Annotated in this window: 14 protein-coding genes; 6 read left to right on the top strand and 8 right to left on the bottom strand. The window is 65.3% G+C overall.

Going from position 1 to position 16805, the window contains the following annotated elements; genetic code table 11:
• Positions 1 to 633 carry a dolichol kinase gene (locus tag ACWUI7_RS08105; RefSeq protein ID WP_496641713.1) on the top strand — a complete coding sequence of 211 codons (633 nt, stop codon included), beginning with the start codon at positions 1 to 3 and terminating at the stop codon, positions 631 to 633.
• A 35-nt stretch (positions 634 to 668) separates the two neighbouring features.
• On the opposite strand, the gene ACWUI7_RS08100 is transcribed toward ACWUI7_RS08105, so the two are convergent.
• Both ACWUI7_RS08100 and ACWUI7_RS08095 read right to left on the bottom strand, forming a co-directional pair.
• Positions 669 to 1919, bottom strand: coding sequence for a cation:proton antiporter (locus ACWUI7_RS08100; RefSeq protein WP_496641712.1), 1251 nt, complete (start codon positions 1917 to 1919; stop codon positions 669 to 671).
• A gap of 80 nt (positions 1920 to 1999) precedes the next feature.
• Positions 2000 to 2479, bottom strand: coding sequence for a cation:proton antiporter regulatory subunit (locus ACWUI7_RS08095; protein ID WP_496641711.1), 480 nt, complete (start codon positions 2477 to 2479; stop codon positions 2000 to 2002).
• A gap of 170 nt (positions 2480 to 2649) precedes the next feature.
• Between ACWUI7_RS08095 and ACWUI7_RS08090 the strand changes: the two genes are divergently transcribed.
• From ACWUI7_RS08090 to ACWUI7_RS08080, 3 genes are all read left to right on the top strand, one after another.
• Positions 2650 to 2943, top strand: a complete 294-nt coding sequence (locus tag ACWUI7_RS08090; RefSeq protein WP_496641710.1) for a DUF7562 family protein — start codon at positions 2650 to 2652, stop codon at positions 2941 to 2943.
• 68 nt (positions 2944 to 3011) lie between these two features.
• Positions 3012 to 4310, top strand: a complete 1299-nt coding sequence (locus ACWUI7_RS08085; protein ID WP_496641709.1) for a ribonuclease catalytic domain-containing protein — start codon at positions 3012 to 3014, stop codon at positions 4308 to 4310.
• A 103-nt stretch (positions 4311 to 4413) separates the two neighbouring features.
• Positions 4414 to 4758 carry a hypothetical protein gene (locus ACWUI7_RS08080; protein WP_496641708.1) on the top strand — a complete coding sequence of 115 codons (345 nt, stop codon included), beginning with the start codon at positions 4414 to 4416 and terminating at the stop codon, positions 4756 to 4758.
• A gap of 6 nt (positions 4759 to 4764) precedes the next feature.
• Here ACWUI7_RS08080 and ACWUI7_RS08075 read toward each other — a convergent pair whose 3' ends face one another.
• From ACWUI7_RS08075 to ACWUI7_RS08065, 3 genes are all read right to left on the bottom strand, one after another.
• Complete coding sequence (locus ACWUI7_RS08075; protein WP_496641707.1) at positions 4765 to 6048, bottom strand: MFS transporter; 1284 nt, start codon at positions 6046 to 6048, stop codon at positions 4765 to 4767.
• Between the two features lie 91 nt (positions 6049 to 6139).
• The gene (locus ACWUI7_RS08070) at positions 6140 to 8326 is read right to left on the bottom strand and encodes an LUD domain-containing protein (protein ID WP_496641706.1); all 2187 of its coding nucleotides are present in this window, start codon (positions 8324 to 8326) and stop codon (positions 6140 to 6142) included.
• Positions 8327 to 8833, bottom strand: coding sequence for an LUD domain-containing protein (locus ACWUI7_RS08065; protein WP_496641705.1), 507 nt, complete (start codon positions 8831 to 8833; stop codon positions 8327 to 8329).
• Between the two features lie 180 nt (positions 8834 to 9013).
• On the opposite strand from ACWUI7_RS08065, the gene ACWUI7_RS08060 reads away from it, so the two are divergent.
• Positions 9014 to 10717 (top strand): L-lactate permease, encoded by a 1704-nt coding sequence (locus ACWUI7_RS08060; RefSeq protein WP_496641704.1) that lies wholly within the window; start codon positions 9014 to 9016, stop codon positions 10715 to 10717.
• A gap of 18 nt (positions 10718 to 10735) precedes the next feature.
• On the opposite strand, the gene ACWUI7_RS08055 is transcribed toward ACWUI7_RS08060, so the two are convergent.
• Entirely contained in the window at positions 10736 to 11059 is a 324-nt protein-coding gene (locus tag ACWUI7_RS08055) for a cupin domain-containing protein (RefSeq protein WP_496641703.1), read from the bottom strand.
• A gap of 212 nt (positions 11060 to 11271) precedes the next feature.
• Here ACWUI7_RS08055 and ACWUI7_RS08050 point away from each other — a divergent pair, with 212 nt between their 5' ends.
• A complete protein-coding gene (locus tag ACWUI7_RS08050; RefSeq protein WP_496641702.1) occupies positions 11272 to 14277 on the top strand; it encodes a S8 family serine peptidase in 3006 nt (1001 codons plus the stop codon).
• Between the two features lie 40 nt (positions 14278 to 14317).
• Here ACWUI7_RS08050 and ACWUI7_RS08045 read toward each other — a convergent pair whose 3' ends face one another.
• Both ACWUI7_RS08045 and ACWUI7_RS08040 read right to left on the bottom strand, forming a co-directional pair.
• The gene (locus ACWUI7_RS08045; RefSeq protein WP_496641701.1) at positions 14318 to 15016 is read right to left on the bottom strand and encodes a DUF7345 domain-containing protein; all 699 of its coding nucleotides are present in this window, start codon (positions 15014 to 15016) and stop codon (positions 14318 to 14320) included.
• 57 nt (positions 15017 to 15073) lie between these two features.
• Complete coding sequence (locus ACWUI7_RS08040) at positions 15074 to 16087, bottom strand: threonine ammonia-lyase (RefSeq protein ID WP_496641700.1); 1014 nt, start codon at positions 16085 to 16087, stop codon at positions 15074 to 15076.
• Positions 16088 to 16805 lie beyond the last annotated feature (718 nt).

Raw genomic sequence — 16805 nt, 5'->3', positions numbered from 1 at the left:
GTGGCCGCCGCGGCGACCGGGTGGCGTGAGCGTGTCGAGTTCGAGCGGCGACTCGTCCACGCGGCCGGGACGCTGTATCCCGTTCCGTACCTGCTCGGGTGGCTTTCGTGGACCCAGACGACGCTGTTTTTGTTACTTAGTGTCGCGACGGCTGCCGCCTTGGAATTCCTCCGGCTCGTCGTTGGGCTTGACCATGCCGTGTACCGGGCGCTTATCCGCGAGTACGAAGCGGATGCCATCGCTGGATACGCCGTCTATCAGGTCGGGATGGCGGTCGCGGCGGCGATCGCGTTGACGTCCGTCGCGTCCCCGACGCTCGCCGTACCGGCAATGTGGATGCTCTCGCTCGGTGACCCGGTAAGCGGCGCACTTGGCACGAACGGCCCGCGCGAGCCCAAGCGCCCGCTGGTGTGGGCGGTGATGTTTGTCGTGTGTGTCGCCATCGCGCTTCCGTTCGTCGTGCCGGTGTTCGGACCGGCGACCGGGGCTGTCGCCACGGTGGTCGGTGCCGCGACCGCGACCGTCGCGGACGGCCTCCCACCCGTCGTACGCGGGACGACCGTCGACGACAACCTCACCATCCCAATCGGTGCGCTCGTGTCGATGGTGATCGTCGTTATCGCGCTGGGTTGATTCTTGTTACCTCAATCGGCGTGGGTGCGCGCTGCTCACTCACCTGACTGTGCGCCTGACCCGGTTGAGTGTCGACCGTCGAGCCAAGAGACGACGACCGACTCGACCAACCCAGATCGCCCCATCAGCGTGGTTCCGAGAACCGCCATCACGAGGACGTATCCAACGGCGAAGGCGTTGATCGTCGTCGCAAGTGCCGGGTCGAACGTCCCCGCCTCCGCGCCGCTTACCGCGATTGTCGCGATGATGAGCGAGAACTCACCACGGGTGGTCATTCCGAGTCCGACCCGAGTCGACCGGCGGACGCCGAGGCCGAACGCCCGGCCGCCGAGGTAGCCGCTGAAAAGTTTCGTCGGCGTGGTGAGGACCACGGCAACCGCGATCAATCCAAGCACGCTCCCGAACAACAGCGGGTCCGTGACGAGGCCGATCCAGAAGAAGAAGAGCCCGGCGAAGGTGTCTCGCAGCGGCTCAAGCAGCTCCTCGAGTGCGGCCGTGTGCTCGGTCGAGGCGAACGCCATGCCGACGAAGAACGCGGCGACCGCCTCGCTGACGCCCAGTGCGAGCGCGATGCCGGCGACCGTGACGAGGACGCCGAGCGTGCGGAGGACGACGAACTCGTGGTCCGTTGTTTCGACGAGCCGGCCGACGAATCGCGGACCTGCGGCGACGCCTCCCAGCAACACGAGAATGAACCCGACCGCAACTCCGACGTCTGCGGCCGCGGCCGCGAACCCACCGCCGCCGAGGACAACCGCCGAGACGACCGCGAGATACACCGCAATAAAAAGGTCCTCGTAGACGAGCGTCCCGAGGAGCGGCTCGGCCTCGTCGTTGGCGATCCACCCGAGGTCGATGAGCGATTTCGTGATCACCGCAGACGAGGAGATGTAGACGATCCCGGCGACGAGCACCGCCGGCACCGGCGCACCGAAGACAAGCCAGCCGAGGACCAGTCCGACACCGAAGTTGATCCCGAGGTCGATCGTCCCCGCCCTCGTGATCGCTTGCCGCCGGGCCAGCAATCGGGTGAGGTTGAATTCGAGTCCAAGAAAGAACAACAACAAGACGATCCCGAGCTCGGCGCCGAGCGAGAGGAACACCGACTCGGTGATAAACGCCTCTCCGACGACCGGGAGCGTGACTCGCCCGAGGACGAACTCGCCAAGCAGCATTCCCGAGATGATATAAAAGGGTATCACTGACTGCCCGAGCCGGTTTGCGAGTGCGCCAGCGGCGGCGATCGCCGCGAACGCCACACCGAGCTCCAAGAGGAGGTCAGCCACGGTCGGTCACCACGCCGCCTCGGTGCTGGACCGGCACGGGACCCACGCCCTTCGCTCTTGGACGCAGCAGAGAGAGGCCCTCATTCGGCCAACAGCGCCTCGAACGCGTCGCAGTCCTCGCGGGTTCCGACGCCGATGACCGTGTCGCCCTCCCGCAGCGTTCTGTCCGCGGACGGACTGGCGATCGTCTCTTCGTCGCGCTGGATCGCGACGATCGTGAGCCCAGTCTGGTTGCGGATTTCGGCGCTCGCTAGCGTCTCGCCGACCAGCGAGGCACCCGGATGGAGTTCGTACCACTCGAGGAGGACGCCGCCAGGAAGCGTGGTCTCTTTGGTCGCCGGTTCGACCGGCTGGAAGTGCGCGCCCTCGATGATTGAGCCGATCGTCCGCGCGAGGTCGTCGCCGAACTCGAAGGTCTTCTCGCTGTCGGCGTCAGCCGTCGGCCGGTAAAACAGCTCGCGTTTGCCCGTGTTGTGGATGACGACGATCATCTCGCCGTCGTCGAGGCCGATCTCGAACTTCTTGCCGACCCCCGGGAGGTCGGATTCGGTGATCGTCATACGGCTCTTTGACACCGCATCGGTAATAGTTCTGTACACCCGATCGGTCGGCTACAGTAACAGCCGGCGGGCGAGCGTGCCCGCGTCGGTTCCGAGCGCTACGGTCGCGTATCTCTCGGTCGCCGATACGGTCACCAAACGCTAAGTACGATCGGGTAGAATCCAGAAGCATGTGGCGGTCTAGTCGGGGACGGAATCGACGCGCGGTCGTCTGTATCGCGTGCGGGGAGTCCGTGCTGCGCGAGGACGCCCGCGAGTACGACAAAGAGGGCGACCGCTGGGACAGACGCGACAAGGAGTTCGAGTACCTTTGTACGACGTGTGATGACGCCTTGTGTCACCAGCCGCGCGACGGGCTCGAATCGCTTATCCTCGACATCGAGTCTACGGGGCTCACGCAGGCCGAGTTTCTCAGCCGGTACGTCGAGGCGGTGACCGAGGAGGCGCGCGAACACGACCGGTGAGTCGGACCGTCGGCCGCACAGCTGACGCCCCCGACAGGCCTTTCTAACGGACCCGCCTTCTGTTCAGCATGACAACCGAAGAGCCGAAACCGGGGTCCGCTGAGGACCAGGGGCCGGTGACGATATCGGAAGCCCTGGCGGACCGCCTCGAAGACAAGCGCGAAGAGTTGTTCGAGGAGTTCGAGATTCGCGACGAGTTTCCGCCGGCAGTTGTTCGGGAGGCCGAGTCGCGGACCGAGGGCGTCCACGAGGAGATCGCTAACGCGGTCGAGGAGCGGCGGGACCTCCGCGACCTGACGACGTGGACGACTGACCCGGTCGACGCCCAGGATTTCGACGACGCCATCTCAATTGAACGCGAGGACGACGCCTACCGGCTGTGGGTCCACATCGCAGACGTCACCCACTACGTCACGCCCGAGACGGCCATGTGGGAGGAGGCCGTCGAGCGCGCGAACACGGTGTATCTCCCCGATTACACCATCCACATGCTCCCGCCGATACTCGCCGAGACCGTGTGTTCGCTCGTCCCAAACGAAGACCGGCTTGCACACACCGTCGAGATGGAGATAGACGACGAGACGCTCTCGTTTGAGGACGTTTCGATCTACAAGTCGGTTATCAACTCCGACGAACGGCTCACGTACAAGCAGTGTGAGAACCGGCTGGAGGACCCCTCACTGCCGTTGGGCGCAGAGAACGCGCTCGCGTTCGAGTTGGCCGACCGACTTCACGAACAGCGCAAGGCGGACGGGTCACTCGTGTTGAATCCACGACGTGACCGCGCACACACCATCATCGAGGAGTCGATGTTGAAGGCGAACAAGGCGGTGACACACACGCTGATGTGGGACCGCGGCGTTGAGGCGATGTACCGGGTCCACCCGCAGCCGACCCCAGACCAGTGGAGCGAGGCGCTCAAAGAGATCCAAGAGCTCGATGGCGTCTCGATTCCCGGGTCGGCGTGGGGTGATGACCCACGAAAGGCCGTCAACGCCGCCTTAGAGGAGTCACCGGAACGGCAGCTCAACAAGATCCAGCGGGCGGTGCTCAAAGTGATGCCGCGTGCGAAGTACATGAACGACCCGTTCGGCGGCCACCACGCGCTCAACTTCGACATCTACGGCCACTTCACCTCGCCGATCCGGCGGCTCTCTGATACGATCAACCACTGGATCGTCCACGAGAACGACGTGCCGGAGACGCTCGTCGAACTGTGTGATCATGCGAGTGACAAACAGAAGGACGGCGAAACGGTCGAGCGTATCTACAAGGGCTTCCTGCGAGAGCAGGGACTCGACCCGCACGCGGTGAACAACCGCGGGGTCACCGTCGTAGACGAGGCCGAAGCGAAACACACCGTCTAAGACGGTACGTCGTCGCCTGATAGCGTGTGTTGTCGTCGCGGCCGGCGGCGCGTCGTCGACTCCGACCCGGAGGTATACCCGTTCGGGGCGCGTACGAGCGTCCATGCACGAAGACGACGAGACAGACGTAACGGCCGACACCCGACGCGGGTGCGCGATCGAGTCAAGCGGCGACCCGGAGCGCGACGCCGAGCGTGCGGCGACGATTGGCGGGTTCACCGGCGCGGTACTCGGTGCGAGCGGCGGCCCAATTGGCGCGAGTATCGGCGGCTTCCTCGGCGGGTCAGCCGGCTACCTCGCGGGCTACGCCGCGAGCGAGATGGAGGCGGCAGCCGACGTGGACGCCGAGTCGGGAGGTGACGGGCCGATCACGATCGACGTCAAGAGCGGGACGGACCACGACGAGCACACTGACGACGACCACGGCGAGCACGCGGACGACGACTGAACTGTCTTAGTCGCGGGCGGTGCCGAACCGCCCGACTGCGAGCGCGACGAGTGCGCCACAGGCGGCGAGTCCAGCGAGGACGACGAACAGCTCGCGTCGGCCAGCCACTGTGAGCACGAATCCGGCGAGGCCAGCACCGAGTGACCCGACGCCGAAGATCGCGAGGTAGGTGTACCCGAACGAGAGCCCTCGCGACCCCGGTGGCGTGTATTCCGCCACAGTCGCCTGCGAGAGCGGTTGTACGGTGAACAGCGCGACCCCGAGCAGTCCCGAAACGAGCAGGAACGACCAGAGCGCGCCCGTTGCGGCGACAAACGACAGCGCGAGGACCACGAGGATCGTCATCAGTGCGGCGAGCCCGCGCTCCGGCGGCATACGGTCGGCGATGCGTCCGCCGAGGTACTGGCCGGGCACGCCGACCAACAGCACCGCGACGTAGAGGTACCGACCGAGGTCGAACGATTCACCGCCGGGGCCTGCTAGCCCGAGCCCGTTGAGCCCGCCCGCGAACCCGCTGAGTGCGTCCCCGAGCAGGTCCGGAAGAAACGTGAGGAAGGTGCGATAGTAGAGCCCGCTGAACGTGACAAAGAGCAACACCAGTCCGAAGCCGAGTGTAAGAAGCGTCCGTGTGTCGCCGACGACACGCGTGAGCGACCCGACAACACCACCGTCAGCGCCTACTGACTTGTCGTCACCGGCCGACTCGTCGTCGATCGAGCCGTCGTCCACAGCCGCGAGGGCGGTCTCGACGTCGACCGTGTACCCGTATGCGGCGACGAGAAGTGCCGGAATCGTGAGCAGTGCAGCAACGACTCGCCAGTCGAACGCGACGAGAAGCAACACTGCGGCGAGCGGGCCGAGTGCGATACCGAGGTTCCCGCCGATGCCGTGGTAGCCCAAGGCGGTGCCGCGTCGATCGACGGCCGTCGAAAGGAGCGCCAAGCCAGCTGGGTGATAGACGCTGGCCGTGACGCCCCAGACGCCGAGCGCGAGCGCGAGCACCGGAAGGGTCGGGGCAGCCCCGACGAGCAGAAACGACCCTGCCATGCCGAGTAGACACGCGAGGATCACCGGCTTCGAGCCGAACTGGTCGACGACCACGCCGGCCGGCAGCGCGCCAACGCCGAAGAGGCCGTAGCCGACGGTGACGACCGCACCGAGGGTCGCAGCGGTCGTCGAGAACTCGGCGATCCACACGGTGAGCAAGATCGGGATCGAGAGCTCGTAGGTGTGGACCAACCCGTGTGCACTCGCGGTGAAGGCGACGATGCGTCGCTCGATGGCGTCCATGTGGATCGAACGACTGTGGGTGCGCTCATAATCCCGCGGGTTGGCGCCTGCGATTGCCGGGAGCGACGCCCGCAGGCGTTTCCTCGCAAGCTCACCGGTCGTCGAGCAGTCGAACCGGATGTGTTGGTCGCCGAGTCAACAGCGCGTCGAGCTGCTCGAGACACGAGGTTCCGCTGGCGACGACCGTGCGGTCTCCGGTCTCGGCCGTCGAGAACTGGTCGGTGAGCGACTCGCCGACGTCGACGCTGAGGTCGTAGTACTCGGTTTTGTAGCCGAAGCTCCCGGCCATTCCACAGCACTCCACGTCGGAGGTGACGACGTCGAACCCGCGGGCCTCGAGCACCGCAACGGTGTACGGTTCGAGGTCGAGCGTGCGCTGTTGACAGTGACTGTGGTACGCGACCCGCTCTCCGGTTCCGTCTGTGAGGGCCGCTTCGTCTGCCCCGTTCTCGACGAGACCGTATACATACTCCATGAGTTCGTAGCTGTTCTCACGAAGCGCCGCGGCCGCGTCCTCGGGCAGGAGCCGGTCGTACTCCCGGTGGAACATCGCGAGGTCGGACGGCTCGATCACGACGACGTCGCGGTCCGCGGCCACCGCGGGCGCGAGTGCCTCGTAGACGGCCTCGGCGTTGTCACGTGCGGTCGCGACCATCCCCTGTGAGAGTGGTGCCCGGCCGCTTTCACCGGCGGCCGGCACCTCAACGTGGACACCGAGCGATTCGAGCACGCGCACGGCTGCTTTCCCGCGGTCGGTGCGCACGTAGTTCGTGTACGCATCTGGATAGAGTGCGACCTGCCGGTCAGCCGCCGCGGGGGCCACCGTCGACCCTCGATCGGCGAACCACTCCACGAGTGACTCACGCTCGAACGACGGGAGGTCCCGTCTCCGGTCGATCCCGAGGGTCTGTTCGAGCAGCGACCGTACCGGACCGGTCTGTGCCACCCAGTTCGAGAGCGGCGCGAACGCCGAGCCGAGCCGCGCCAGCGCGTCGAAGTTCCCGAAGAGTCGCTTCTGGAGGTCGAGGCCGCCGGGCTCTGCGTCCGGCGTGAGCCCCTCAACAAGGAAGTCGAGCTCACCGCTTTCTCCACGGTTGAGACGGTCTCGGACGACGGTGTTGATCCACGGAATGTCGATCTTTACCGGACATTGATCGACACACCGGCTACACCCCGTACAGAGGTCGTTGAAGTCTTCGGCGCCCTCTGTGCCGTTCACACCGGCCTCCCAGCCGGTGGCGATACCCCCGGTGTACGTTTCCCCGCCGAAGGCGTGGCCACCGACGTGCTGGAAGTTCGCACAGGCGTTCGCACACGCCGAACACCGGATACAGTATAGTGTCTCCCGGAGCTCGTCGTCGTCACGCATCGCCATCCGGCCGTTGTCGACGAGTACGAGGTGGAACTCGCGGTCGTCACCGGAGCCGAGCTCGCCGGTTTCACCGAGGGTCGGAGAGTCACCCGGCGGGGTAAAAAGCGAGACGTATGAGGTGATGTCCTGGCCGGTGCCCGAGCGACCGATGAGTTCGACGAACGGCCGGAGGTCCTCGACGGTCGGGACGACCTTCTCGACGCCCGCGACGGCCACGTGTGTGTCGGTCGCTTGGACAGACTTGCGGGCGTTCCCCTCGCTCGTCACCAACGCGAGCGTGCCCGTGTCGGCCGTGATGAAGTTCGCGCCTGTCATCCCGACGTCGGCGTCGGCGATCTTTTCACCGAGGACCTGACGGGCGAACCGGGTGAGCTCTTCTGCGGTCTCCGGTGGGTCCGCGGGGTCGTACACCGTCTCGAACAACGCGGCGATCTCCTCACGCGACTTGTGGATAGCCGGCGCGACGATGTGAGAGGGCGCCTCGTCGGCGAGCTGGAGGACGAACTCCGCGAGGTCGGTCTCCCAGACGTCTGCGCCGCTCGCCTCGAGCGCTTCGTTCACTTCGATCTCCTCGCTCGTCATCGACTTCGATTTCACCACGTTGCGACCGTCGACGACCTCCGCGATGTGGCGGTTCGCGTCCTCGGCGTCGTCGGCGAGGTAGACGGTGCCACCGTTCGCCTCGACAGTCTCCGTGACCTGCTCGACGAGCTCTGGCAGACGCTCGATGGCGTCTTCTTTGATCGCGCGTGCCTCGTCTTTGAGCCGCTCGTAGTCGTCGAGTGCGGCGGTCGACTCGTAGCGCCCGTCGTTGAACACCTGTGTGTTCTCGTGGACGCTGTCTCCCTCGGTCTCGAGGAGGTGGCGGATGTGTTCGGCCTTCTGTTGGCGGTCATCGACACTCATTCATCTGTCCTCCAGGGCGACGACGGTGACGTCGATCGGTCCGTGGGCGCCCTTCACCAGCGCGCCCATGTCGGCCGTCGCACTCGGGCCGGTCGCGATGATCGCCTGCCCGGTCCCGTCACGGATGTCAGCCGCGAGCCGGTCGAACGCAGCACCCATGCCCGGGAGGACGTCGCTCGCAGCGACCACAGCGACGTGCTCGTCGGCGTAGAGGCTCACGGGCTCTTCGCCGTCGGCGCCGCTCTGTATCACGACCGAACCGTAGTCGGCGATACCGTAGCCGGCGGCAGTGACGCCCGTCTTCGCCGCCTCGAGTGCCTCGACTGTCGGATCTGTGTCGACGGTGTCCGGGAGCGATACGTCTTCGAACGGGAGCGGTGAGCCGACCGCCGGCGCGTCGAGGTGCGGCTCGAGTGCCGTCTCGAACCCCTCAGCTGTCGTCGACACGAGCTCGACGCCGACGCCCTCGAGCGACGATTCGAAGGTCGCGAGCGTATTTGTCGCCATATAACGAACGATCATAACACAGGCTCTTGGGTATTCCCCTCGAGTCTGTTCTCGCGTCGCCTGTCGTTGCGGTTCGATCGAACTGATACGTTTGGGTCAGCACCGATTTGCTGATATCTCGTGATCGATGGCTACATATATTACGTTAATACACGATGATACACAACAGCGTACACTACCATGACTTCTGTTCTCACACTGGCGCTCGTCGGTATCGTTCCGATTGGTGTCGCGTTCGTCCTGCTCGCCGGGCTCCGATGGTCGGCGGCCCGCGCGATGGGTGTCGGGTGGCTGCTCGCCACTGGCATCGGACTCACCTACTGGGGAATGGATTCGACGTGGCTCGTCGCGTCCGCAGTGTACGGCGCGTTACAAGCCGTCGATATCATTCTCATCGTCTTCGGTGCCATCCTCCTGATGAACTACCTCGAAGGGAGCGGTGCTATCGCGACGATCAGATGGTACTTCGGGCAGATCGAAGGCGATCGACGCATTCAGGTGTTGCTGATCGGGCTCGGCTTCATGACCATCATCGAGGGCGCGGCGGGATTCGGCACGCCGGGGGCGCTCGCTGCCCCGCTGCTCATCGGGCTCGGGTTCCCACCGCTTGCGGCCGCGGTGTTTGGACTCTTTTTCAACGCCCCGAATCCACCGTTTGGAGCGGCTGGCACCCCCGTTATCGGTGGTACCGGTGCCGTCATCGACCCGGCGCTGTCCGGGTCGATGGGGTCCGGTGAATTCCTCTCGCTCGTGTCGGCGTGGAGTGGGCTCGTCACCGGGCTCACCTACGTCTTTTGGGGGCTGCTCGGCGTCTTCTTTATGACGTATTGGTTCGGCGACGAGCGAACCGTCGGGAGCGCCGTGCGCGGAACCCTCCCGATCGCGCCGTTTGCCCTGCTCTTGGGTGCCGTTACCGGCGGCGTCCAGCTGGCGATTGCGTGGTTCGTTGGCCCAGCGCTCCCGGATATCGCCGCTGGGTTCGTCGTGCTCGCGGTCGGGTTGTTCCTCGCAAACAACAACATCCTGATTCCTGAGGCCCGCTGGGACTTCCCGGACGAGTCGACGTGGACCGACACGTGGCTCGGCGGTCTCGCGCTCGACGACCTCGCGCGCGACCATCCTGAACGGGAGATGCCCGTGTTGTTGGCGTGGACACCGTACCTCCTAGTCGCACTCGCCTTACTCGTCACGCGGTGGCCGGATCTCACCGTCGGCGGCGTTGCCGTCCTCGGGTGGATCCAGAGCTTCACCGTCAGTATCGACTCGATACTCGGAACCGAGCTTGGATACACCCTCCAGTACCTCTACTTACCTGGTACGATGCCGTTCATCCCCATTGCAGTTCTCACGGGAGTGCTCCACCGGATGGACACCGCAGAGATGGGTGCCGCCTGGAAGCGGTCCGTTCAGCAGGTTGCGCCTGCCGCGCTCACACTCATCATTGCGGTCTCGATGACGCAGATCATGATCCAGTCACAGACGAACACTGCGGACATCCTCGGGATGATGGAGGCGCTCAGCCGTGCGCTCGCGATGGGTGCCGGCGGACTGCTCCCGCTCATCTCGCCGTGGATCGGGGCCATCGGCTCCTTTATGACTGGCAGTAACACGTCGTCGAACATCCTCTTCAGCGTGCTTCAGTACAACGCCGCTGAGACCGTTGGCCTCTCGCGTGTGATCGTCGTCAGCCTACAAAACGTCGGTGGCGGCCTCGGCAACATGATCTCGGTGTTGAACGTGGCCGCGATTTGCGGCGTCGTCGGCATCACCGGTCGCGAGGGCGACCTGCTCCGCAAGGCGATCGTGCCGATGGCTGCGTACGCCCTCTTTGCTGGGCTGTTAGGGATGTTGCTGACGTACGTCCTCGTTCCGACGCTGTTCTGAGTTCGCGTCGGTGTCAGCCTACTCGCTCGACCCTTTTGCCGGGGCGTACACGACCGTCATCACCAGCTCGTCTTCGAAGTCGAGGAACTGGTGTTCGGTTCCCGGCTCCAGGTGGACGACGTCTCCGGCGGAGACCGCCATCTGCTCGCCCTCCACGTTGATCGTCGCCGACCCGGCGTCGACGTGGTAGATCTCGTCTTCACCGTGGGCGTGCATCGGATCCTCGTCGCCCGGTTCGAACGACATCACCTCGAGACTGACTGCGTCGGTTCGAAGCGCCTCGATCGACTCCTCGTCGGCTGGAATCTCTTCGGCAACGTCGCTCACGTGGAACGAATCCATGACATCGTCACTTGCGCCTCGTGTCACTTAATCGTGGGGTTGGCAGCCGACAGCCAGTGGGAAATGGCATCCATGGCGGGCAGCCACCGGGCGGTGACAGCCTTGCGTGCGTGATTGTTACGACCGAGACGCGCCAGTGAAGAATCGGCGCAAATATCAACGCTGACACGCACACCCATCGCCTTATATACCGAGAGGGTGGTGAATTTCGTATGAACCACACGACCCTAGTCGTCGTCTTCTGTGTGTTGGCGGTCGTCGGAGCCGCCGTCGGTACGCCGGTGAGCGCACAGCCGGCTGACGACACGGGTGTGCCCGTGGTCGTCGTCTTCGATGACCAGTCGGCGAAGAATCCGCAGGCGGTCGAAGCGAGCGGCGGGCGTGTCACCGGCGGCGGGAACGTCGACGTTGCACCAGTGTTGTTCGCGACCGTCCCTGAACCTGCCCGCGAGGCGATCGCGAGCCGGCCTGGTGTGCGATCGGTGAATCCCGACGTCGAGTTTCAGACGTTCGCACAGACGACAGACTGGGGCGTCGACACCATTGGTGCGCGCACGACGGCCCCAGGCGTCGACGAGTCCGGCGTCACGGTCGCCGTGGTCGACACGGGGATCGACGCCGACCACACCGACCTCGGGAATCAGGTCGGTTGGGGGGTCAACACGGTCGGAACGGGATACACCGACGGCGCGGCGAGTGCCGACGACGGCAACGGACACGGCACCCACGTCGCCGGGGTCATTGCCGCACAGGACAACGACCGCGGAACTGTCGGTGTCGCCCCACAGGCACAGCTCTACGCGATGAAGGCGCTCGCCGACGATGGAACCGGTACCTTGAGCGACGTCATCGAGGCGATCGACCTGAGTGTGAAGGGCCCAGACGGGACCGTCGGCACCGACGACGACGCCGACGTGGTGAGCCTCAGTCTTGGGACGAGCACCGACAGCGACGCGCTCGAGCGCGCGATCACGGGCGCAAGTGACCACGCAACCATCGTCGCCGCCGCCGGTAACGCCGGTGATGGAGACGCGAGCACGGATACCATCCAGTACCCGGCGAAGTACGATGGCGTCATCGGCGTCGCGGCGACCGACGAGGGGGGTGACACCCCGACGTGGAGCAGCGAGGGGGCAGCGGTTGACCTCGCCGCGCCGGGTGTGAGCGTCGTGTCGACGTACCCCGGCAGTGAGTACCGATCGATGAGCGGGACCTCGATGGCGGCGCCACACGTCTCCGGGACCGCCGCTCTCTATATTGCCGCCGAAGCGGCACGCACAGGGACGGCGCCGACGGGAAGCGAGGTTCAAGCCGCGCTTACCGACGCCGCACTCGACATCGAGTCGACGGGCGTCGACACACTCTCTGGGGCTGGCCTCGTCCAAGCCGATGCAGTCAACACGGAGCTTCCGGCGGGTGAGATTGTAGCCCCAGCCTCGGGCGAGACCTTGGCGGATGAGACGCAGGTGGTCGTCGATGCGCGGCACCCTTCGGAGTCCCCCTCGTCGCTTACTGTCGAGTACGCGGTCGACAATGGGACGTGGCAGCCGTTAACGTATAATGCGACAACAGAGCAATTCACCGGAACGTGGAACACGACGACGGTCGACGACGGTGCCCACCAGCTGTGGGTATGGATCGGTGACAGCAACGGCGACTCGGTGAATCGCTCTGTGTTTGTACAGGTGTCGAACGTCTCGCCGACCCCGACGGTCTCGTTCGCGACGCCGACTGACGGGTCGACCGTTGACGACGAACAGTCGATAGCGCTGAACGCGAGCACCAACGGGACCGCGCCGGAGCAGTTGTCGGTGGCATATCGGGTCGACACAGGTGCGTGGACGTCGCTTTCGTACGACGCCGAGGCCGGTGCGTTCTCTGGTGCGTGGAATACGACGGAGCTCGACCCCGGTCGCTACACGCTCACCGGCTACGCCGAGACCAACACCGGTGTTGCGGCGACGACACAAATCGATGTGTACAAAGAGAATACGACCGTGCCGCCGGGCCAGCAGTTCTCGTCGATCGCCGAGCTCGTCCAGGCGCAGCTCGCCGGTGAGCTTGAGGGGCGGGCGTTCGGCCAACGAATTGCTGCTGCAGCGAGCGATCAACAGCGGGCCGAAATCGCGGCCGAGCAGCAGGCGCGGCTCGAAGATCGCCTCGAAGAGACGCTCGCTGAACCGCCGAGTCGAGCCCGTACCGCCCGTCTCCGAACGATCAACGAGCTCTCAACGGATCAGTCTACGGTTGTCCGCTCGCTTCCCTCGTCGGCTCGCGACGCTCAGGGACTCGACACGCGCGACGTCGAGGCGGTACGTGACCGCTCCCGAGCGGTTGGTGCCTCGGTGAGGGACACCGGTCCTGGCCCGGTACCGGCTACCCGACCGCAGTCTGGTGGGCCGGTGGACGACGCCTCGGCTGACGGTGGCGATGACGACGACGCGGCCGCTGGAGAGCGAGGGCCACCTGTGACACCGCCGCAGGGACCGCCGGAGCACCCGGACGATGACGCCGAGCGCGGCCCACCCGATGGGAAGAACGGTGCCAGCGAACGCGGCGACGGCCCTGGCCGGTCTGGCGGTGGATCACCGGGTGGTGCGGATGGCGGGTTGCCAGGCGACGGATCCTCGGATGACGAGTCAGAGGGCGACGACGGCGCCAACGGCAGCGATGGCGACGGTAACGACGGAGCCGGGAACGGTAACGATGGAGCCGGGAACGGTAACGACGGAGCCGGGAACGGTAACGACGGAGCCGGGAACGGTAACGACGGAGCCGGGAACGGTAACGACGGAGCCGGGAACGGTGGCGACCGTGGGACCGGTTCAGGTAGCAGTGGTCGTGGGAACGGCGACGCGGATGACGGAGACAGCAGTGGTACGAACAACGACGGCGGAACGAGTGGTGGTGCCGGGAACAGTGACGGGGCGAGCGGCAGCAATGCCGGTGGCGGAAGCAGCAATGGGGACGGTGGGAACGGTGTGAGCGACGGTAGTGATGGGAACGGTGGCGACGGACGTAGTGGCGGAGGCGGCAACAATGGTGCAGGCGGCGGGAACGGCGACAGTGGTGGTGGAAACGGGAACAGTGGTGGTGGAAATGGGAACAGTGGGAGCAACGCCGGTGGCGGCAACAGTGGAAGTAACAGCGATCGTGGCGGCAACAGTGGGAGCAACGCCGGTGGCGGCGGCAACTCAGGCACCGCTGGTCCCCCCTAACCCGCTGGCCGGTTTCAGGGTGTGTCGACGGCCAGGGTCTCTACGATCGACGCATCGCGACCGCACTGAGGAGCACCGCGAGCACGGCGAGCCCGACGGTGAACCCGGAAGTCGTTATCGGGGGCTCATCGTCTGACGCCGCGCCCGTGGGCCCAGCGGCCGGCTCTGTTATAAGTGTGAATCCTGAAAGAGCGGTGTTCGCGTTCCAGGTGACACTGGTGTCGCTCTGCTGGTCCGGCTCGGGCGACACGGACGTGATGGTGTGTGAGGTGGGTGGTATCACCCGAAACTCGCCGTTCGGCGTGAACTGCGTCGAGAACGGCTCCGCGAGCGTGAGGCGGTCATCGTCGACGCGTGCGAGGTCGGTCCACTCGATACGGACGTGTGCCTTGCCGACCGCGTCGATCCGCTCGAACGTCACCGTCGCGTTTTCTACCGCCATCGAGCGATTCGTGGTCGCGGCCGTGCGCTCGGCGACAGCGTCCATCTCCGTTCGGAACTGTTCGGCAAGCGCCTCACGGGTGGCCTCGTCCGTCTGGAGTTCGTCGAACGCCGCCTCGTCTGCGGCCGTCTCAAGCGCGAATGCGTACGTCAGCGTCACCGTTGCATCGCCGTCGGCTTCGAGCGCGACGGTGTAGGTCGTGTCTGTGGGCGTCTGTCCGGTCACTGCGGGGGCCCCGGCCACGAGCATGAGACTGGCAAGCACAATCGCGATGAGTGTCTGCGTCAAGGTGTTCATCATCCGGGTTCCAGTGGCCTACTCATAAGTCGTTTCGATCGTGTGGGCTCTTGTCGATCAGGTACGCGTGAGGACGCGATCGAGCTTCTCTCCCGGGAGATTCCGCCCCGTCACGGGGATGACGACGGTCTCTCCCGTGATCCGGTCGGCGAGGCGATCGAGGATCGCGAACGGGGGCGCACACGCTCCTTCGAGCAGGATTCGTTCCTCTCTGAACAGCGTCGCGATCGTCTCGATGATCGCGGTCTCGCTCACGGTGTACATTTCGTCGAGGTGGTCACGCATCACCTCGATGGGCAGCGCGTAGGGTACTCGGGCTGCGATCCCGTCGGCGAACGTGTTGGCCTCCGCTTGTGGGGTCAATGTGCCCGTTTTCCACGCCTGGTAGGCTGCGTCCACATTCGCGGCTTGGACACCGATCACGGTCGCATCCGTGACCGCACCCACCGAGAGTCCGTACCCCGCGCCGATACTCCCTGCGCCTATCGGCCCGAGGACCACGTCGACGTCTGGGCACGCATCGGCGATCTCGAGGCCGGCCGTCCCGGTGCCGGTGATAACCGCACGCTCGTTGCCCGGGTGGACGTATCGGTGCCCCTCGGCTTCGGCTCGGTCCGCTGCCCACGCCGCGGCGTCGTCGTAGTCGTCGCCGACGATCTCGACGCGGCCACCTAGCTGTTCGATCCCGTCGATTCGGTTCTGGCCCGTTCCCTCGGGGACGGCAACGACAGCTTCTGTGTCGACCCACCGGGCGGCCTGTGCGAGCGCCCGGCCGTAGTTGCCCGTGCTTGCGGTGATGACGCCCCGGTCAAGCACCGACCGCTCGAGGCCGGCGAGCAGCGTCGTGATCCCGCGGATCTTGAACGACCCTGTCGGGAGCGTGTCCTCGCGTTTGAGGTAGATATCCGCGTTGTACGTCTGTGAGAGATAGGGGCTCTTGACGAGTGGTGTCTCCGGGAGATACGGCGCAAGGGTGTCTCTGGCGCGGTAGACGTCCGCGGTCGTCGGTGGCGTGAGATCGTGGTACGTGAAGATTGTCGACGCGTCTGGGGAGTCGGCCCGTCGTGACATGTGCTGGCGTACTGCGAGTGACCACCTAACGGTACTGGATGCGCCACACCGACCACGTCGCATCGACAGTGCGAGCCACCCCACGTGGCGCGCGCCTCGTGAGCCGCCAGCGGCGTGCTCGCGAGCGCGTGCGAGGGATGAACGAGTCGCCCGTGGGCGACGAGTGAATCGGCTGGGGAGGGTGTGGCTGAAAGGAGTGCCCGTGTGTCGTGCGGGCGTGTCCGTCACAGAGCCATTACAACACACGTATAGAATCGGCTGGGGAGGGTGTGGCTGAAAGGAGTGCCCGTGTGTCGTGCGGGCGTGTCCGTGACGAGGCGACTAGGATATCCGTACAGGATCGCTCGTGGAGGGCTGTGGTCCACGTGGTGTCCGGGTGTCACGACATCGTGTTGTGCACGCGATCACCAGTGTCTATAGCGGGACGTGTGACATTTGGGCCCGCATGCATACGTTCCTCGCCGAGTCACTCGCACACGATGGTGATAAGAGGGTGGTGGACACGACGCTGCGGCACGCGGACACCACGTACCGCCACACCCTCCCCAACCGATTCCGTACGTATGCGGGAGTAGCTGTGTGAATAACACGACTCCACGGTATCCGGACACCACGTACCGCCACACCCTCCCCAACCGATTCGCATCGGTGCCTGTGGCACCTCGCTCATCCCTCGCACGCGCTTGCGGGCACGCCTCCGGCGACCCGCAAGGCGCGC

This window comes from Halorubrum orientale, assembly GCF_059623105.1.
Note: the sequence above shows the minus strand (reverse complement) of the source record. Positions and strands in the feature narration are given on the sequence as shown.